The organism is Streptococcus sp. FSL L8-0526 (assembly GCF_038007145.1).
Lineage (GTDB): Bacteria > Bacillota > Bacilli > Lactobacillales > Streptococcaceae > Streptococcus > Streptococcus thermophilus.
The window spans coordinates 1-19,600 of record NZ_JBBOWP010000002.1; the positions used below are offsets into that span (position 1 = coordinate 1).

The window sequence follows — 19,600 nt, forward strand, 5'->3', positions numbered from 1 at the left end:
TAATTGCGTTTTAAACTTGCATTTTTATATTTTTTTCTGTATCATGAAAACAATAGACTGTAAAGTATTAGTAAGTTAGATAAGACAAGTATTGGAGAAGAATAATGGCTAAGATTAATTTAACGCCCAAGAAAATCTACGAACAAGAATTTAAAACAAGCATGCGTGGATACGATAAAACAGAAGTTGATGAGTTTCTAGATGATGTGATCCAAGATTACACTGTCTACATTGCTCTAGTTAAGGAATTGCAAGAAGAAAATGCAAAACTGAAGGCTAAGGTGACATCGGCTTCTGCAAGCCGTCCCGCATATGCAAGTGCGACAAGTGAACCATCACATGCCACTGGCAATATTGCTTCGGCTTCAAACTATGATATCTTAAAACGTATCAGTCGTTTGGAAAAAGAGGTCTTTGGAAAACAAATCGTCGAATAAAACTGGTTTTGTGCAATTTTCGGATAATCGCATGGTTGCAAGTCTTCCATGAGGAAAGTCCATGCTAGCACTGGCTGTGATGCCAGTAGTGTTTGTGCTAGGTGAATCAATAAGCCTAGGGACTTGATTTTCAAGTTACGGCGAGCGAACCGGCTAAGTCTTCGGATAGGTTTTAGTAGCTCTGAAAGTGCCACAGTGACGGAGTTTTTAGGGAAACCTAAAAAGTGGAACGCGGTAAACCCCTCAAGCTAGCAACCCAAACTTTGGTAGGGGCACGGGATGGCCGGAAACGAACGGACCATTCTGACTGCTATGCAGTAGACAGATGATTATCGAAGGAAGTGGTTACCTAGTCACTTCTGGAACAGAACATGGCTTATAGAAAATTGCATATAGGTGGGGCTGGGACACATGTCTCAGCCTTCTTTTAGCAAGAATCGTCTCTTTTGCGTCTACCATCTAAGGGCAAGAGTGAATAATAAGCTATAGCTTATGGAAATTTGTACTCGTAATAATTAGGTAAAAGGATGACAATGAAAGAAACATTTACATTAGTTGCAACTGCTGCAGCCGGACTTGAAGCTGTGGTTGGACGTGAACTACGTGAGTTGGGGTATGAGACCCAGGTTGAAAATGGTAAGGTTCGTTTCCAAGGTGATGTTCGTGCAATTGCTGAAACTAACCTTTGGTTGAGAGCTGCAGACCGTATCAAGATTGTGGTGGGTGAGTTTCCAGCACGTACTTTTGAGGAGCTTTTTCAGGGAGTTTTTGCTTTGGACTGGGAAAATTATCTTCCCTTAGGTGCAAAGTTCCCAATTTCAAAAGCTAAATGTGTTAAATCAAAGCTTCATAATGAGCCGTCTGTTCAGGCGATTTCTAAAAAAGCTGTCGTTAAAAAACTACAGAAGTATTTTCACCGTCCGGAAGGAGTACCTCTTCAAGAAACAGGTGCGGAATTTAAGATTGAAGTTTCAATCTTAAAGGATAAGGCTACTGTTTTAATTGATACTACAGGCGATAGTCTTTTTAAGCGTGGTTATCGTACTGATAAAGGTGGGGCACCTATTAAAGAAAATATGGCAGCTGCTATTCTTGAACTTAGCAACTGGTATCCTGACAAACCTTTGATTGATCCAACTTGTGGTTCGGGGACCTTCTGTATTGAAGCTGCTATGATTGGAATGAATATCGCACCAGGTTTTAATCGTGATTTTGCTTTTGAGGCATGGAATTGGGTGGGTAAAGATTTAGTACAGTCAGTACGAGATGAAGCTGATAGTAAGGCAAATTACGATGTTACATTAGACATTATGGGGTGTGATATTGATAGCCGTATGGTTGAGATTGCTAAGGCTAATGCTCGCGAAGCTGGTCTTGAAGATGTTGTTAAATTCAAACAAATGCGTTTACAGGACTTGAAAACAGATAAAATAAACGGTGTCATTATTTTAAATCCTCCTTATGGGGAGCGCTTGTTGGATGACAAGGCCGTGGATATCTTGTATAATGAAATGGGTCAAACTTTTGCGCCCCTTAAAACGTGGAGCAAGTTTATCTTGACCAGTGATGAACAATTTGAAAGTAAATACGGCATGAAAGCTGATAAAAAACGTAAGCTTTATAACGGAACACTTCGCGTTGATTTGTATCAATATTTTGGAGAGCGTGTTCGCCGTTCTGAGGCTAGAAAGGTAAATTAAACGTGTCTGAAGATAAAACACAAAACAGCTATGAAGAAAGCCAAGAGTTAGATTTCCAAGATGCCAAGGAAATGACAGTCGGTGAGGCTGTCCGCAAAGAAGCTGAGATTAATGCTGGTGTGACCGAAACAGATAGTATTTTGGATAAGTATATTAAGCAACATCGTGAAGAAATTACCCCACAAAAATTTTCAAAGAAAATTGAAGCAGATGGCGATACATCACCCTTGGATGCCTTCATTCAAAAGCAACGTCAGGAATTTGCTGATTCAGGTTTGATTGGTCAAACATTGGCTAATGAGTCAACTAACTCAACGACTGCTGACGAAACAGTAACACCTATTACATCTGGTTTTGGCACAACTGAAACTAAGGCAGATGATACTCAAGCTCCTGTTGACTCTGAAATCACTGTGAAACCAGAAAGTGAAAGCTCTGAAACCATCATAACATCAACTAATGCTGATCGTTTTATCACGTCAGAAACAGAAAAATTCGATCTTGGTGAAGCCCTTGCTGCGACGACTACCTCAACTAATCAACAAGTTGATAACACTGCTATGGTAGACAATGTTGATGATCCGGAACCAGAAAGTACTTTACCTGCTGATGACGAGGCTTCTGAACCACAAGCTTCTAAACCTCTGTTGGAAGATGTTGAAGTCTCAGAAACAATCGACTCAGAAGCTATTGCCACAACAGTTGCTGGTGCAACAGGAGTTAAAGCTGATGAAGCAAAAGCGACACCAAAAGTGTCTATGACAGTTAGTCGTCCATCAGCAGAAGATAAAATCTCTTCAGGGTCTATTTCTCCATCTCATAAAGGTGTCTTTGATGGTGATATTCCAGTTTATCGCCGTAAGGGTGTTGTTATCGGTGCTCTCACGGTTCTTGCTCTAGCTATAATTGGTGGGAGCTATGCTCTTTATAAAGCAACACATAGCCAATCTGCGAAAACTACAAGCACTGCTTCTTCAGCAGTGATATCATCATCAAGCAAGGGCGCATCAGCTTCTGATAATAAAGCCTTCGAAGACATGTATAAGAATTTCTTCACAGATGATGAGCAAACAAAACTAGCTAATGATCAATTTGGTAAGCTATCAGACTTGGAAAAACTACTTAAAAAATTGGAAAAAACCAAGTATTATGATGCAGCTAAGACCAAATACGATAACTTGAAGAAACAAATCGAAGCTATTGAAAAAGTCAATAGTAAGTTTGAATCAGATGCTCTTGTAGACGGTAGCTATAATGCCTCTACCTCAGTTAAATCTGATGCAAAATTTAATGATCTTTCAGAACGTGTAACAAATACTGGCAATGCTAGTCTTGATAGCATTATCCAAGAAGTCATTAAGGGCGGTAAAACGCAGCTTGAAGAAAAGGATAAGGCTGCAAGTACAACGTCTGCAGCGACAGCTTCTGAAAGTGTTAATACTGCTACTCCTTCGGAAGCTAACACATCTGGAGCAGCTAGTTCAGGTGTAACAGGTGCGGCTGGTGGAGTTTCTAGTGGTACAGCTGCAACTTCAACAGTTGTGACACGTGGCATCATGAATTACAATCCATCTATCCTTCAACGTGATCGCTCTCGTGTGCCTTATAATGCAAACGTAGTAGCGGATACAAGTAATCCAGCTTGGATTTGGGCTAATGGTGTTCTTGATAAGATTATTGCAACATCTCACTCACGTGGGTACTTCTCGGGAGATAACTTTATCCTTGAGCCAGTCAACATCATCAACGGAAATGGTTACTACAACATGTACCTTCCAGATGGAACTTATCTCTTTAGTATCAACTGTAAGACAGGTTACTATGTAGGTAATGGTTCAGGTCACGCAGATAAACTTGATTATTGATAAAAATCGACGACACTCCCTAGGGAGTGTTTTTTTGTTTTATCTTTGTGAAGTCCGAGTTTATAAGAGTTTTGTGCTATAATAGGGGGATAAGATAGGGGTGAATACTATGGCGAAATTGATGCCGGGTAGAGTCCGTAATGAGGGGATTAAACTTTTTGAAAAGGGTTTAATTGCCATTAATCAGGTCTCAGAAACTCAGTTGGACACGACAGTTGGCCAACATCATTTAATTTATGCACTCGATGATCCTGAAATCATGTGTGACTGTGATTTTTTCGCTCAAAAAGGCTATTGCTCCCATTTAGCAGCGGTTGAGTATTATCTAAAAAATGCTAAGGAGGGCCAGTATCTCTTAGCAAAATTAGAGGAGAAACAAGAGTCCGCCCAGGACCAAGATCGGGGGCGTTCTTTTGGTGGTTTATTTTTAGAGGGCCTTTCTCTGAATGAGGATGATACTGTTAGATATAGCCTCACGGTAGAGGGAGAGGAATCTACCTTTGGTTCAGAGATTTGGTGGAGTTTACGTTTACGTCGATTACCAGACGAACGTTCTTACGTTATTCGAGATATCCCAGCCTTCCTCAAGATTATAGAGACTGAAGGCTATTATCAGATAGGTAAGAATTACTATGAACCTCTATCACTCATTCAGTTTGACCAGGCTTCACAAGCATTTTTAGACTTTTTAGGACGGATGATTCCAGATGAAGCCAAAACAAATTTAACCTTTATTTTACCGAATAATGCACGACACTTTAGTCTCCCCTATGTTTTTTTTGAGGAGGGATTGAGGTTGATGCAAGATTTGGATGGCTTCAGGTTTGAATGGGAAGGTATTGAATATCGCTGCTTTTTGGTAGAGGACTTGACTGCTGAAGCCAATCTTTTCTCGTTTGATATTTGTGTTGAGCCCAAAATGATTGAATTGACTGTTACTGAAAAAAATAGCCAAACATTTTTTAATAATCGTATTATCTTTTATCAGGGTGTTTTCTATCGTCTTAATAGAAAACAGCAAAAAATTTTGCTTGGCTTACGTTCTCTCCCTATCGGAAGCGATTTGAATAAACATGTCAGTTTTAATCTAGAAGAACAAGCTATCTTAGCTGCTAGTCTTTCTGATTTTAAGACTATGGGACCGGTTAAAGCCCCAAAAGCGTTTAATATCAAAGATTTCACCCCGAGATTTCACTTTGATTTGAAAGGTGAACGCGAGGTTGTGCTCACATTGGCTTTTGATTTTGATGGATATGTTGTGGATAATCGTTATGAGTTAAGTCATTTAGGCTTTACTAGTAACTATCGTCATGAACAGGCTATTTTTCGTTTGATGGTTAAACATGGATTTACCCCTGATTTTCAGTCATCTAAACGCTTAAATAGCAATCAAGAGCTCTATGATTTCTTTATAAATACCCTACCAGCTTTTGAAAATGCAGGGCCAGTTCTTATTGGACAGGAGTTGTGTGATTTACGTGTTGAACAGAGTCCACAAATTCAGGTAGAGCGTCAAGGAAATCTATTAGATATTTCGTTTGATTTTTCAAGTCTCAATGATGAGGATGTGGATCATGCTTTAGAAGCTTTGATGGCCAGAGCGCCCTACTTTGTTAATCGTAGTGGTCAGTTGATTGTCTTTGATGAGGGGACACAACGTATCAATGAGAGTCTAAGAACTTTGAGGGCCCGTTATTCGGGGCAAGGGCATCTAGAACTCCATCAATTAGCTGCCTATCAATTGATGGACTCTCTTTCAGAAAATGATTCTGTTCGTTTTTCAGAAGATTTTCAACAGCTAGCGCAACATTTGAGAAAACCAGAAACGTTCGACTTGCCGTCCTATCAGGTAGAAGTTGACCTTCGTCCTTACCAAGAAAGAGGAGTTCAATGGCTATCAATGTTGCATCACTATAGTTTTGGTGGTATTTTAGCCGACGATATGGGGTTGGGGAAAACTTTACAGACCATTGCTTATCTTTCTGCACATTTAGAGGATGGACAACGAGTCTTGGTTCTATCGCCATCGAGTTTAGTTTACAATTGGCAGGATGAGTTTAAAAAATTTGCTCCTCAGTTAGATGTAGCAGTTTCTTATGGACTTAAGCCAAAACGTGATGAGATCATTGCAGAAGATCATCAGATTATTATTACTAGCTATGCTTCATTCCGTCAGGATTTTGATGTTTATAAGGCTGGTCAGTATGATTACCTCATTCTAGATGAGGCACAGGTCATGAAGAATACTCAGACGAAGATTGCTCAATATTTACGTGATTTTTCTGTTCCGCATTGCCTAGCTCTATCTGGAACACCTATTGAAAATCATTTGTCGGAGATTTGGTCTATTTTCCAGATTGTTTTACCGGGGCTTTTACCAGCTAAGAAAACTTTTCTTAAGCTAACACCTATGGAAGTGGCACGGTACATTACTCCGTTTATTCTTAGACGTAAAAAGGATGAGGTTCTTCCTGATTTACCGAACCTGATTGAAATTACGCACCAAAGTGAATTGTCGGATAGTCAAAAGTCTATTTATTTAGCACAATTGCAACAAATGCAACAAGGTTTAATTTCAGCAAGTGATCAGGAAATCAATCGTCGTAGGGTGGAAATCTTGTCAGGAATTACCCGCTTACGCCAAATCTGTGACACGCCAGCCCTCTTTATGGATTACGCTGGTGACAGTGGAAAATTAGATAGTCTTAGAGACCTACTTAGTCGAATTAAGGAATCAGACCATCGTGTCCTTATTTTTTCACAATTTCGTGGGATGTTAGATATTGCAGAGGAACTTTTACAAGAGTTAGGTATTTCCTCTTATAAGCTAACAGGGTCGACCCCATCTGATAGTCGTCAGGAGATGACCAGAGCCTTCAATCAGGGGAGTCGAGATGCCTTTTTGATTTCTTTAAAAGCAGGGGGGGTAGGGCTCAACTTGACTGGTGCTGATACAGTTATTCTGATTGACCTTTGGTGGAATCCAGCGGTGGAAATGCAGGCTATTAGTCGTGCTCATCGTATAGGTCAGGAACAAAATGTCAAAGTTTTCCGTTTGATTACAAGAGGTACTATCGAAGAGAAGATTCTTGAGCTTCAAGAAGGTAAGAAAAATCTCGTTACAACAGTATTAGATGGCAATGAAAGCTGTGCTAGCATGACAGTTGAGGATATTAAAGAAATTCTTGGTATTGCAATATCTTAATCTGTTATATTTAATATTGGAATACTAAGATATAAAAATGACACTAGGCAAATCTTTTGAATTAGGCTATAATAGAATATTGCAAGACGTATCTCCCCATTCCCGATTGTTTATATTAAGATACGCATCATCTCGAAAATGAAAGGAAGTCTTTTATGTATCGCCAAAGACGACAATTTCCGCTGATTCCGGACGGAGAATCTTGCTTGCAAGACCCTATCCCTATGCGTCTATACGAAAATGAAGATTTAATCACTAATATCCGTGGTCCTTATCAGGATAAGGACTATAACGATTCCTTGCTGAACCATGATTTCTTGTCAGCTAATCCTCATAAACGTAAGCAGGCTCCAGACCGAGCTGAAACACAAGAGGATGGAATGACTTATGCTGAAGAAGCCCGTGAAAAGGCGAAGCGTGACGTACGTGATAAACACAAAAAATACCTACGCCAAGAAGTTCAATCAACTAAATCTACGAATATCCGTTCACTAGCTGCTAAGCCTAAGGTAGAAAATAAGCCAAGCTTTGAGGCTACTGTTGAGGCAGTTGCTGTAACGACGGATAAGGAGCCAATGACGGCGTCTATCTTGGGAGCTCCTGTAAGTGCTATTAAGAGAACATTAGCACCTAATGGTAAACACTCAAAAATCCATCACTTGGCAAATCGTCTGAAACAAGATACTTATATCTTGGCAGAAGTGGCTCCGACTTATCAACAACCTAGTAATCCATGTCGTAAGAACGTCAAGAAAAATAGCTATGACTTCTTGAAACATAGCCAGATTTATAATTACCCAGAACGTCAAATTCACCGTGAACACCGAATTGCTCAAGAACTAAATTTGACGCATTTAGAAGATGCAAATTAATAGCAGTTTGATTGCAAGGAGAAACTATGTCAAAAACTTATCATTTTATTGGAATTAAAGGATCTGGTATGTCGGCTTTGGCTTTGATGCTCCATCAAATGGGACATAAGGTTCAAGGTTCCGATGTGGAAAAATACTACTTCACTCAACGTGGTCTTGAGCAAGCGGGCATTCCAATCCTTCCTTTCGATGAAAAAAACATCACTGAAGATGTTGAATTGATTGCTGGGAATGCTTTTCGGGAAGATAACAACGTTGAAATTGCTTATGCCATTAAAAATGGTTATAAGTTCAAGCGTTACCATGAATTTTTGGGTCATTTCATGAATCAGTTCACTAGCTTCGGTGTGGCTGGTGCACATGGTAAGACCTCTACGACAGGACTTTTGTCACACTCTATGAAAAACATCACAGATACGTCATACCTTATCGGTGATGGAACAGGACGTGGTTCTGCCAATGCGCAATACTTTGTCTTTGAAGCAGATGAATATGAACGTCATTTCATGCCGTACCATCCTGCTTACTCAATTATCACTAACATTGACTTTGACCATCCAGATTACTTTACAAGTATTGATGATGTTTTCTCGGCATTCGATGATTATGCAAAGCAAGTACAAAAAGGGCTCTTTGTTTACGGTGAGGATTCTAACCTCCGTAAAATTACATCCAATGCACCAATCTATTATTTTGGATTTGAAGAAAATGATGACTTCATGGCAACAGATATTATTCGTACAACCACGGGGTCTAACTTCAAGGTGAAGCATGATGGACAAATCATAGGGGAATTCCATGTACCAGCTTACGGTCGTCACAATATCTTGAATGCAACTGCGGTTATTGCTAACTTGTATGTAGCTGGTTTTGACATGGATTTAATTGCTAAACATCTAAAAACTTTTTCAGGGGTTAAACGTCGTTTCACAGAGAAAATTATTAGTGATACTGTTATCATCGATGACTTTGCTCACCACCCAACTGAAATTATTGCAACACTAGATGCAGCACGTCAAAATTACCCATCTAAAGAGATTGTTGCTATTTTCCAACCACATACTTTTACCCGTACCATTGCTCTTCTTGATGACTTTGCTGAGGCTTTAAATGAAGCGGATGCTGTCTACCTGGCACAAATTTATGGTTCTGCGCGTGAAGTTGACCATGGTGATGTAAAGGTCGAAGATCTTGCCGCTAAGATCAATAAACCTGCCAAAGTGGTTACAGTTGAGAATGTTTCACCTCTCCTTGACCATGACAATGCTGTCTATGTCTTTATGGGAGCTGGGGACATCCAACTTTATGAACGTTCATTCGAAGAGCTCCTAGCAAGCTTGCAAACCCACATGTAATATATTAAGGGCTGTAGCGATTTCGCTCGGCTCTTTCTCTTGGATAGAAAGGAATTTTAGATGATTATTCGACACGCTAGAACGAATGATTGGACTGATGTTGTTCGTATCGAATAAGATAATTTTTCGCCTGAAGAGGCTGCTACACCAGAGGCTCTTGCAGAGCGTTTAGAGACAATTTGCGATACTTTCCTAATTGCTGAAATTGATGGCACTGTAGCTGGTTATATCGAAGGACCTGTGATTTCGGAACGTTATCTTACAGATGACTTGTTCTACAAGGTAACTCCTAATGCTAGCCATGGAGGCTATATCGCGGTTACTAGTTTATCTATCTCCAAAGACTTTAAAGGGCAAGGTGTTGGAACATCCTTGATTGCAGCTTTTAAAGATCTGGCTATTGCTCAAAAACGTCAAGGGATTAGCTTGACTTGTCATGATTACCTGATTACCTACTATGAGATGAATGGTTTCATTGACGAAGGTGAGTCCAAATCAAACCAAGGCGGTAGTATTTGGTATAATATGGTCTGGGAGAACCCAGAAGGCTAGCAATACCAGTGTCACGTTACTGTGACAAAGAACCAATTGATTTGCATTAACTGACTTTTTAAGATATAATGGCGTTTGTTACTATAGAGGAGGTATGCCTTGACGGACAAGCATAATGAATACTCGGAATCTGCTGAAGATAGCCTAAGCTTTAAAAATCAGATTCTTCGAGATTTACAAGAAGCGACACGGCTCCGTTCTCTTCGTGAGGAGGAGCATAAAAAAAGTGCAACTATGCCCGAGACACCACTTTCAATGTCAGCTGATAGCCATGCAATAGATTCTGGATCAGCGTCAAATAAAGTAAGTAACCAAAATTTGAGTTCTCATTCTGTTGCTCATAGTGCTATAGCTAAAACTATGACTTCTGAGACGGTTCGAGATTTTCAAGATAGTGTTGACTTGTCTTCTAATTCTCAAGCTGATTCTTCAGCCCCTGATGTCCATTCAAACGTAATATCAAGTCCTAAAGAGCAAGTTGATAAGGAGAAAAATTTAAGTATTCCTCAGGAGACTGAAATATTGAAACGTCGTTTTAAACGTCCAGTTTGGGAAACTAGTCTTAACGCGGAATCAAAGGAAGAATATATTCCTGCAGATGTTGCTAAGGAGCTTATTGAAGCTAAGGCTAAAGAATCTATCTACACGAATCCTAAAGAATTGGTGTCCAAGATGACATCAGAACGTCAAAAAGAAGCATTTTTGCGGGAACATCATATAGTAAGTAATCACTCTGAACCAGTAAGGGTTCAGTCAGATCTAGTAACTGATGACAAAGAGGGTGATGAGAGTATTGCTTTAGCAGACTCTGAAAAATCTAACAAAAAGAAACGTAAGAAAGTGAAGAAGAAAAAGTCTTCGCCAAAAGATGTTAAACAGGACGGAATCATCAACGAAGAACCGATTTCACGCTCCAACCGCAATCAAAAACGCGATAAAAATAATCGTCGTGCAGGACGAATTGCAAGAAATATCATTGTCTTCTTGATTCTTATCTTATCATTAGCTGGATTCTTTGGTTATCGATATGTTAGTGATGCAGTTGGTGCAAAAGATGTCAAGTCGACTAAGTTTATTAGTGTTGAAATTCCTGAAAATTCAGGTAGCAGTTACATCGGTCAGTTGTTGGAATCAGCTGGTGTCATTAAATCTGGTAAAGTCTTTAATTACTATACCAAGTTTAAGAACATTTCAAATCTAAAAAGTGGTTACTATAACCTTCAGCCTAGTATGACTATGGATGAAATTATTGAGGCACTTCAGAAAAAAGGAAGTGATAAGCCTCAGGAACCATCTCTGGGTACAGTCTTGGTTAAAGAAGGATACACCATTGAGGAAATCGCCAAGGCGGTTGAAGTTAATTCATCAGCTAAAAAAGGTAAACATTCATCTACTGGACTTAAGGAAAAAGACTTCTTGAGACTTATGAAGGATGATGCTTTCATTACTAAGATGAAAGCGAAGTACCCAACCTTGTTGGCAAACCTTCCGAATTCTACAGATGCTAAGTATGTCCTAGAGGGGTATCTGTTTCCAGCGACTTATAATATTCATGACGATACGACGGTGGAATCTTTGGCAGAGGAAATGCTATCTACGATGGATACCCATCTATCACCATACTATGCAACCATTTCATCAAGTACCCACAACGTTAATGAAATCTTGACTCTAGCTTCTCTTGTTGAAAAAGAGGGAGCAACTGATGATGACCGTAAAAACATTGCTAGCGTTTTCTATAATCGTCTTAATTCAGACATGGCCTTGCAAAGTAATGTCGCGGTTCTTTATGCTCTTGGAAAACTTGGTCAAGAAATAACCTTGAAAGAAGATGCAACGATTGATACGAATATTAACTCCCCTTATAATGATTATGTTCATAAAGGGTTGATGCCTGGTCCTGTAGATAGTCCTAGTCTGTCGGCAATAGAAGCGGTCATCAATCCATCTTCTACCAAGTACATGTACTTTGTGGCGGATGTATCAACTGGTAATGTCTATTTTGCTGAGAGCTATGAAGAGCACCAGCATAATGTTGAAACTTATATTAATAGCAAACTAAAAGATAAATAGTCTGATTGGTTAATTAAAATTCAGTAACCGACTACTGTGTTTGATTTCAAACCAACTGGCTAAAAATAGGAAAGAGAAAAAAATGGCAGAAAAAACATATGTAATGACCCTAGCAGAAAAAAAACAACTTGAAGCAGAATTGGAGGAGTACAAACTCGTACGTCGTCCGGAAGTTGTAGAACGCATCAAGATTGCCCGTTCTTATGGTGACCTTTCAGAAAACTCTGAGTATGAGGCCGCTAAAGATGAGCAAGCCTTTGTTGAAGGTCAAATTCAAATTCTTGAAACAAAGATTCGTTACGCAGAAATCGTTGATAGTGATGCTGTTGCTAATGACGAAGTTGCGATTGGTAAAACAGTTGTTGTGCAAGAAGTTGGTACAAGCGACAAAGATACTTACCATATCGTTGGTGCAGCCAGTGCTGATATTTTCTCAGGTAAAATTTCAAATGAAAGCCCAATTGCTCAAGCCTTAATTGGTAAGAAAGTTGGAGATAAAGTAGCTATCGAATCACCAGCAGGTAGCTACTCTGTTGAAATCCTTAGTGTAGAAAAAACATCCTAAGCAAATGTTAGGACAAAATTGTCTAGTATTTAAATAAACATCGAAATACCTACATGATGTAGTAGCTTTTTGATCTTTGTGGGAGTGAGGCAGAACATTTGTTCTGTCTCACTCCCTTTTTAGTTACCAGAGATATTAGGAGCTAGATTAGTCTTAGTTTATCTATAAGAAGACACTCTTGAAGTTTTTTGAACTAAATCCCAAAAGTTAGACAGAAACAATCTACCTTTTGGGGTGTTTTATTATGAAATTAGCTTATGAAGATAAAGTTCAAATATATGAATTGAGAAGACAAGAGGGAGAGTACCTAAAATGGGGCGTAAACGCAAGTATTCTTCATACCAAGGAGAAGTTGGCAAGAAAGCAGATAACCTTATTCAACGGCAGTTTGAAGCATCCAAACCAATGGAAAAGTGCTACACAGGTGTGACAGAGTTTGCTATTCCAGCAAGCAACCAAAAACTCTATCTATCACCAGTTTTAGATGGTTTTAATAGCGAAGTTATCGCCTATAATCTTTCTACGTCGCCCGACTTAGCACAAGTAAAAATGATGTTGGAACAAGCCTTGAACATAGGAGCATTATGAAAATACAATTCTCCATAGTGACCAAGGATGGAAATACCAACATGATTTCTATCATCATTTTTAGAGAATAAAGGGATCCAACCGTCCATGTCACGTAAGGGAAATAGTCCAGACAATGGTATGATGGAGTCCTTCTTTGGCATTCTTAAGTCTGAGATGTTTTATGGTTACAAGAAGATGTTTCACTAACTTGAGCAATTGGAACAAGCTATTATAGACTATATTGATTATAACAACAAACAAACGCATTAAGGTAAAACTAAAAGGACTCAGTCCTGTGCAATACAGAACCAAATCCTTTGGATAAATTAGTTGTTTAACTTTTTGGAATCAGTATATTCTTCCAAGAGTGTTTTGTAGCCTATTTACGATTTTGCTTACCAGCGTTACGATTTTTTTTGGCTTTATTTGCAATTGCTTGGGTATTTTTTGGAGTAACATCTTTACGCTTGTTTGGTGTTGTACGAGGGGCTTTTGGAGGATTCTTTTTGAACTCTTCAGCAACTCTCTCTTTTAAGCGAGGTTTGATGATATAGTTAGTAATCAACTGCTGGATAATAGAGAAGATACCACCAACGAACCAGTAAAGGATTACGGCTGCAGGTGAGCTGATACCAAAGAAAATCATCATGATTGGCATGCTGTACATAGTCGCCGCCATTTGCTTACGTTGCTCCTCAGGAACTTGTTGAATAGACAACCAAGATTGGAAATAGTAAAGAGCGGCAATGATGATAATCAATGGGAAGTCACGATCACCGAGGTTAAACCAGAGGAAGTCATCCTTGAGTACACCAGGAGTGTAACGTGCTGCATAGTAAAGCGCTGAGAAGAATGGAAACTGAATCAATAGAGGAAGACAGCCAATACCGCCCATCAAGCTAAGACCGTTTTCACGTTGAGCTTGCATGAGTTCAGATTGAGCAGCCAATTTTTCTTCTTGAGTTTTAGCGTTACGCAAACGTTCGTTGATTGGTTCCAAGATAGGAGCTAGGTACTCACGTTTTGCTGATTGGTAGGCTGCACTACGAGATTGGTGAAGACCAAGTGGTAATATAATCAAACGAACAATGATAGTTACGAAGATAATACCAAGACCAAATCCCAGACCAAGATTGTTTGCGAAGTAGGTGATGACGTGGCTCATAGGACGACCAAGTAGGTTCCAGACCCAGCCAGTGGGATTACCAGACTTATCAAGGCTCACACATCCTGATAGGAAGAGAAGCATGCTGGCAGCAAGCCCCATAAGGGCTAGACGTTTTTGAATTTTATTCACAATATCATTCCTTTTGTTTTTTAGTTATACTTTTCTATTTTACCCTTTTTTAAGGAAGAGAACAAGCTAAAAACGGAGGCATCATCTTAATTTGCCACGCGAAAATCACTGTAATTTGAGAAGTTAGCCATGGTTACATCAACATAGGTAACATTAGACCATTTTGAAGGTCCTTTTCGAACTTCTTGGATAAACTTAGCTAACTTAGCAGGTTTATCTGATTGCGCTAGAATTTCAACAGTTCCATTATCGTTGTTCCAGACTCGACCGTAAATATCTCCAATTTCGAGTGCTAATGCATAGGTTGAATAACGAAAACCAACACCTTGGACTCTTCCTGAGACTAATAATCTTACTTTTTGCATGGTCCATGACCTCCTTTTGAAAACTCTTTCTTTCAGTATAATCCTTACTATAAAGTCGGTCAAGTCCTAGATTTATCAAGAAATTTCTGCTATAATGAGTGTATGGAAGTCATTCAATCAAAGCAAAATGCTAGTATCAAGACTGCTAGAAAATTGTTGCAACGCAAGCACCGTAAAACCAGTTATCTTATAGAAGGATGGCATCTCTTCGAGGAAGCAAAGGTAAGTGGTGCGCATATTCTTCAAATTTTTGTGCTTGAGGAGATGGCTGACCGTGTAGCTAATATGTCTAAGGTTAAGTTGGTTAGTCCGGAGGTTCTTAAGGAGCTTTGTGAAACTCAGACGCCTCAAGGGATTGTTGCAGAAGTTGCTAAACAAACTCAAGCTTTGCCAGACTCTCTTTCAGGGAAGTATCTGCTCTTGGAGGATGTTCAGGATCCTGGTAATGTTGGGACAATGATTCGAACAGCAGATGCTGCAGATTATGATGGGGTCTTTTTATCAGATAAATCCGCTGATATTTATAATCAGAAGACCTTACGTTCTATGCAGGGAAGTCATTTTCATCTGCCAATCTACCGTGGACCGATTCTTGAGATGGTTGAAACTTGTAAAAAACAAGATTTACCAGTCTTAGCAACGACTCTCTCAGAGGTTTCCGTTGACTATAAAGCAGTTAAGACAGACGGTAATTTTGCCCTAGTGATGGGAAATGAAGGTCAGGGAATCAGTAAGGAAATGGCTGAGTCCGCTAATCAACTGGTACATATTAACATGCCAGGCCAGGCAGAGAGTCTTAATGTTGCTGTTGCTGCAGGGATTCTCATGTTTAGTCTCTAGGTCCTAAGGATGATTTTATTGAAAAACATTCGCCTTTTAAAATAAATTTAAGCTCTAGTGATATAATGAAGAAGTATTAGAAACATTCGTGAGGTATTATTGTGAATCGACCAGAAGATGATAAAGAATTCATGGAAGTTGTTGGACATTTAATTTCACACCCACGTTTTCAAAAATTGGATGGGATTGTCCAACATTATCATTCGACACGTTTGGAACACTCGGTTAATGTTAGTTACACCAGCTACAAGATTGCAAAAAAATTAGGTTGGGATGCTGAGAGCACTGCCCGAGGTGGTCTCTTGCATGATTTTTTCTATTATGATTGGCGAGTAACCAAATTTAATAAGAGTCACGCTTGGGTGCATCCACGGATTGCTGTTCGTAATGCTAGAAAGCTTGTTAATTTAAACAAAAAAGAAGAGGATATCATCCTCAAACATATGTGGGGAGCAACTATTGCACCGCCGAAGTATAAGGAATCTTATATCGTTACCATGGTGGATAAGTACTGGGCTGTTAAAGAAGCAGTGACACCTTTACGAAATCGTATTAAAGATACTAAGTTTTTCCGTCGCAAGACTCTACAAAGTAAACACAATTAATTTATTAAACTCAGGAGATATTTATGAAATCAAATGCAATTTATACAACTAGTGATGCAGGATTAAATCGCTTTTTTGGGAAGGTTTATGGCCTTGTTGGTATTGGGGTAGGGCTTTCAGCAGTCATTTCTTATCTGATGTTATTCCCTCTCTCTCATCTTTTTGTCAACATTCTCATGAATTATTCTTGGATCTATATGGCAGCTATTTTTATTGAGTTAGCCTTGGTTTTTTTGGCTAGTGGTGCTGCACGAAGAAATACGCCTGCGGCTTTGCCTTTATTCTTAGTTTATTCCGCTCTGAATGGCTTTACACTTAGTTTTATCATCGCTCAATATACGCAAGCTATTGTTTTCCAAGCTTTCCTAAGTACTGCCATTGTCTTCTTTGTCATGGCACTTATCGGAGTTTCTATTAAGCGTGACTTGTCAGGAATGGTCAAATTCCTTATGGCAGCTTTGATTGGAATCATTGTGGCTAGCTTAGTTAATATTTTCTTTGCAAGTAGCACGATGAGTTTTGTGATTAGTATTGTATCGGTTCTCATTTTCTCTGGTTTAATTGCTTATGACAATCAGTTAATTAAAAAGGTTTATTATAGTACTAATGGTCAAGTCACAGATGGATGGGCGGTTTCTATGGCGCTTAGTCTTTACTTGGATTTTATTAATTTGTTCTTGAATATCTTGCGAATCTTTGCAAGGCGTGACTAGTTTAAAAAATCAGCCGTTCGGCTGATTTTTTTGTGTTTAACGTTTTTTGTAATTGTTTCTTGTTGACCTGTATAGGTGTAGGAGAGTAGATAGTAATCTCATTTTTCGACCTAGCCATCTTTGTCGGAAAAGGCCCACTTATCGTCTTTTTTAGTGAGTTCAACTGAGCAATCCTTAAAGATATTTGTTTCGTCTGTCTTTGCTACTAATGGACTTACTTTTTTGATTGAATTAGGTAAATAAGTTTCCATGCAGTATTGTCTAGTCAATTGGTCGCGATTTCCAGCGTTAGCACCATTGCTTTGTAGGTGGTTTTTAAGATCGTCAATAAGACTTGGATGGTTAGCCGCATATGCATCATCTGCAGATTTCATACTGATAGTTGACATGTCAATGTTAAACTCCGTTTTATCTTTAGTAACGAAAATGTTGTCAACAGAGTAACTACCCCGTTCACGGTTAGAAGTTTGAGTCCATCCGAAAACTTTTGAAATTTCATCTCCAGTTGGTTTGATATGATCAGTTTCATCATAGCTATATTGAAGACTATCTGAGAAATATTGACTAAGTTCACTCTTAGCCTTGTCTAAGTCAGTAGAAACAAATTTATTGTAATTTTTACTTTCTCCACCCAGAAGAACTGCGTTGAAATAAGCATCAACATTTTTTTAACATTGGTAGTTGTTTGACCATCGAAATTTTTTTGGACTAGTTAAAACAGTCTGCCCCTCTGTCTTTTCATCTTTTGATTTAAAATAGAGTTTATATTTTTAATCGTTGTTCATTTCGAAAAAGAGAGACTGGTCTTGTAGTCATTAGCCTCAACTTTTCCAAAGTCATCTGTAGCATTCTCTATGTTATTATTTTTGGTGAAGAGAGTAGGTAGGTCATCTTTGTCAATCTTAGTTGCTGTGACTTTTTTACCATCCTCATCTTTGAGGTAAAATTGTTTAGCAGATGTTTTTAGCTCATTTTTCATATCTTCAGAAATTTGCTCAAGTTTGAGTGAGGCTTCAACCAACGTCTGATTATCTTTAAGTTTTAGGGCTCTTCTGGACATATAGACAATGGCGTTAACAGAAAGCTTAGCATCGAGTTTTGGTTTGGCACATGCTGACAATGTAAAGACAGCTATTAGAGAAATCGCCCCAGAATAAAGATATTTTTTTTATATATAATCCCCATTAGTTCATTAAGGTTATACGTCTATTGTATTATGAAATATCCCTTGAGATTATTAGAAATTTGGGTTTCAAGCCTTTTCTTATGCTATAATAAGGTTACTATTGTAAAAAATGGAGAATAAAATGACAAAAACACCCTTTATTACGGCGGATAAACTCGATCAAATCACTGCAGAATTTCCAACACCTTTCCACCTTTACGATGAAAAAGGTATTCGTGAAACAGCGCGTGCAGTCAATGCAGCCTTTTCATGGAATCCTGGTTTTAAAGAATTCTTTGCAGTAAAGGCAACACCTAATCCAGCAATTCTCAAAATCTTGAAGGAAGAAGGGTGCGGTGTAGATTGTGCGACTGATACAGAGCTTGTCATGAGTAACAAAATTGGTTTTGATGGTACTGCTATTAGTTTTACGTCTAATGATACACGAGCAGAAGAATTTGTTTACGCGCGTGATATCAATGCGATAATTAACCTTGATGCTTACGAAGATATTTTCTTTTTGGAAGAGTCTGCAGGGCTTCCTGAAACGCTTTCTTTACGCTTTAACCCAGGTGGTGTCTTCTCACTTGGTACAGATATTATGGATCATCCTGAAGAATCTAAATTTGGGATGACTAAGGAGCAACTTTTCAAAGGTTATGCCTACCTTAAAGAAAAAGGGGTGAAATCATTCGGTTTGCATGCCTTCTTGGCGTCAAATACAGTAACGAATGAGTACTATCCAACCTTGGCTGCTCAACTCTTTGAATTGGCTGTAGAAATCAAGAATGAGCTTGGTATCAGCCTTGACTTTATCAACTTATCAGGTGGTGTTGGGGTAGACTACACGCCAGCGAACAAGCAAAACGATATTGCTGCTATCGGCGAAGGTGTTCATACTAAATTTGATGAAATCCTTGTTCCAAATGATCTTGGGGACATCAGTATTTACACTGAACTTGGTCGTTTCATGACAGCGCCACACGGACTCCTTGTTACTAAGGTTCTCCATATTAAGGATACTTATCGACGTTATGTTGGTGTTGATGCTTCTGCAGTTAACTTGCTTCGCCCAGCAATGTACGATGCCTACCACCACATTACTAATATGTCTAATCCAAATGGTGATATTCAAGTGGTTGATGTCACAGGTTCGCTTTGTGAAAACAATGACAAGTTTGCTGAGAACCGTGAATTGCCTGAGGCTCGTATTGGGGATACCTTGGTTATTCATGATACTGGTGCCCATGGTTTTTCAATGGGTTATAACTATAATGGCCGTCTTCGTTCGGCAGAAATCCTCTATCAAGAAGATGGAACAGCGCGAATGATTCGTCGTGCAGAGACTATGAATGATTATTTTGCGACACTTGATGGATTTGATTTTGAAATTTAACAAAAAAGGCTAGACCTAGGAGGTC

The 19,600-nt window shown here is 39.0% G+C and carries 16 protein-coding genes, 1 other RNA gene and 2 pseudogenes; 15 read left to right on the top strand and 4 right to left on the bottom strand.

Going from position 1 to position 19,600, the window contains the following annotated elements; genetic code table 11:
- Positions 1-104 precede the first annotated feature (104 nt).
- From gpsB to NSQ85_RS07235, 11 genes and pseudogenes are all read left to right on the top strand, one after another.
- On the top strand, positions 105-437 hold the full coding sequence (gpsB, locus tag NSQ85_RS07185; protein WP_011680702.1) for a cell division regulator GpsB: 333 nt from the start codon (positions 105-107) through the stop codon (positions 435-437).
- A gap of 15 nt (positions 438-452) precedes the next feature.
- Positions 453-821: RNase P RNA component class B (rnpB, locus tag NSQ85_RS07190), an RNA gene on the top strand.
- A gap of 149 nt (positions 822-970) precedes the next feature.
- Positions 971-2,137, top strand: coding sequence for a THUMP domain-containing class I SAM-dependent RNA methyltransferase (locus NSQ85_RS07195; protein WP_340781569.1), 1,167 nt, complete (start codon positions 971-973; stop codon positions 2,135-2,137).
- Positions 2,138-2,139: 2 nt separating this feature from the next.
- Positions 2,140-4,002, top strand: coding sequence for a cell division site-positioning protein MapZ family protein (locus NSQ85_RS07200; protein ID WP_340781570.1), 1,863 nt, complete (start codon positions 2,140-2,142; stop codon positions 4,000-4,002).
- Positions 4,003-4,111: 109 nt separating this feature from the next.
- Positions 4,112-7,207: a DEAD/DEAH box helicase gene (locus NSQ85_RS07205; RefSeq protein ID WP_340781571.1), complete on the top strand. Its 3,096-nt coding sequence runs from the start codon at positions 4,112-4,114 to the stop codon at positions 7,205-7,207.
- A 155-nt stretch (positions 7,208-7,362) separates the two neighbouring features.
- Positions 7,363-8,079, top strand: coding sequence for a hypothetical protein (locus NSQ85_RS07210; protein WP_179972588.1), 717 nt, complete (start codon positions 7,363-7,365; stop codon positions 8,077-8,079).
- A 26-nt stretch (positions 8,080-8,105) separates the two neighbouring features.
- The gene (gene murC / locus NSQ85_RS07215; protein ID WP_340781573.1) at positions 8,106-9,434 is read left to right on the top strand and encodes a UDP-N-acetylmuramate--L-alanine ligase; all 1,329 of its coding nucleotides are present in this window, start codon (positions 8,106-8,108) and stop codon (positions 9,432-9,434) included.
- A 60-nt stretch (positions 9,435-9,494) separates the two neighbouring features.
- A pseudogene (locus tag NSQ85_RS07220) lies at positions 9,495-9,986 on the top strand (GNAT family N-acetyltransferase).
- 99 nt (positions 9,987-10,085) lie between these two features.
- Positions 10,086-12,059 carry an endolytic transglycosylase MltG gene (mltG, locus tag NSQ85_RS07225; protein WP_340781576.1) on the top strand — a complete coding sequence of 658 codons (1,974 nt, stop codon included), beginning with the start codon at positions 10,086-10,088 and terminating at the stop codon, positions 12,057-12,059.
- 82 nt (positions 12,060-12,141) lie between these two features.
- Positions 12,142-12,624 carry a transcription elongation factor GreA gene (greA, locus tag NSQ85_RS07230; RefSeq protein ID WP_179972591.1) on the top strand — a complete coding sequence of 161 codons (483 nt, stop codon included), beginning with the start codon at positions 12,142-12,144 and terminating at the stop codon, positions 12,622-12,624.
- Between the two features lie 315 nt (positions 12,625-12,939).
- A pseudogene (locus NSQ85_RS07235) lies at positions 12,940-13,519 on the top strand (IS3 family transposase); the annotation flags it as partial.
- 54 nt (positions 13,520-13,573) lie between these two features.
- Here NSQ85_RS07235 and yidC read toward each other — a convergent pair.
- A complete protein-coding gene (gene yidC, locus NSQ85_RS07240) occupies positions 13,574-14,491 on the bottom strand; it encodes a membrane protein insertase YidC (protein ID WP_179974206.1) in 918 nt (305 codons plus the stop codon).
- A gap of 86 nt (positions 14,492-14,577) precedes the next feature.
- Positions 14,578-14,856 (bottom strand): acylphosphatase, encoded by a 279-nt coding sequence (locus NSQ85_RS07245; RefSeq protein ID WP_179974207.1) that lies wholly within the window; start codon positions 14,854-14,856, stop codon positions 14,578-14,580.
- Positions 14,857-14,958: 102 nt separating this feature from the next.
- On the opposite strand from NSQ85_RS07245, the gene NSQ85_RS07250 reads away from it, so the two are divergent.
- The 3 genes from NSQ85_RS07250 (at position 14,959) to NSQ85_RS07260 (ending at position 17,014) form a co-directional block, all read left to right on the top strand.
- Complete coding sequence (locus NSQ85_RS07250; protein WP_340781577.1) at positions 14,959-15,696, top strand: TrmH family RNA methyltransferase; 738 nt, start codon at positions 14,959-14,961, stop codon at positions 15,694-15,696.
- A 131-nt stretch (positions 15,697-15,827) separates the two neighbouring features.
- Positions 15,828-16,301, top strand: coding sequence for an HDIG domain-containing metalloprotein (locus tag NSQ85_RS07255; protein WP_037623183.1), 474 nt, complete (start codon positions 15,828-15,830; stop codon positions 16,299-16,301).
- Positions 16,302-16,324: 23 nt separating this feature from the next.
- The gene (locus NSQ85_RS07260) at positions 16,325-17,014 is read left to right on the top strand and encodes a Bax inhibitor-1/YccA family protein (protein ID WP_024704174.1); all 690 of its coding nucleotides are present in this window, start codon (positions 16,325-16,327) and stop codon (positions 17,012-17,014) included.
- A gap of 110 nt (positions 17,015-17,124) precedes the next feature.
- On the opposite strand, the gene NSQ85_RS07265 is transcribed toward NSQ85_RS07260, so the two are convergent.
- The gene (locus tag NSQ85_RS07265; protein WP_024704175.1) at positions 17,125-17,403 is read right to left on the bottom strand and encodes a hypothetical protein; all 279 of its coding nucleotides are present in this window, start codon (positions 17,401-17,403) and stop codon (positions 17,125-17,127) included.
- Between the two features lie 392 nt (positions 17,404-17,795).
- Entirely contained in the window at positions 17,796-18,134 is a 339-nt protein-coding gene (locus NSQ85_RS07270) for a hypothetical protein (protein WP_179974209.1), read from the bottom strand.
- A gap of 187 nt (positions 18,135-18,321) precedes the next feature.
- On the opposite strand from NSQ85_RS07270, the gene NSQ85_RS07275 reads away from it, so the two are divergent.
- Positions 18,322-19,575 carry a diaminopimelate decarboxylase gene (locus tag NSQ85_RS07275; protein WP_179974210.1) on the top strand — a complete coding sequence of 418 codons (1,254 nt, stop codon included), beginning with the start codon at positions 18,322-18,324 and terminating at the stop codon, positions 19,573-19,575.
- The last annotated feature ends 25 nt before the right edge of the window (positions 19,576-19,600 follow it).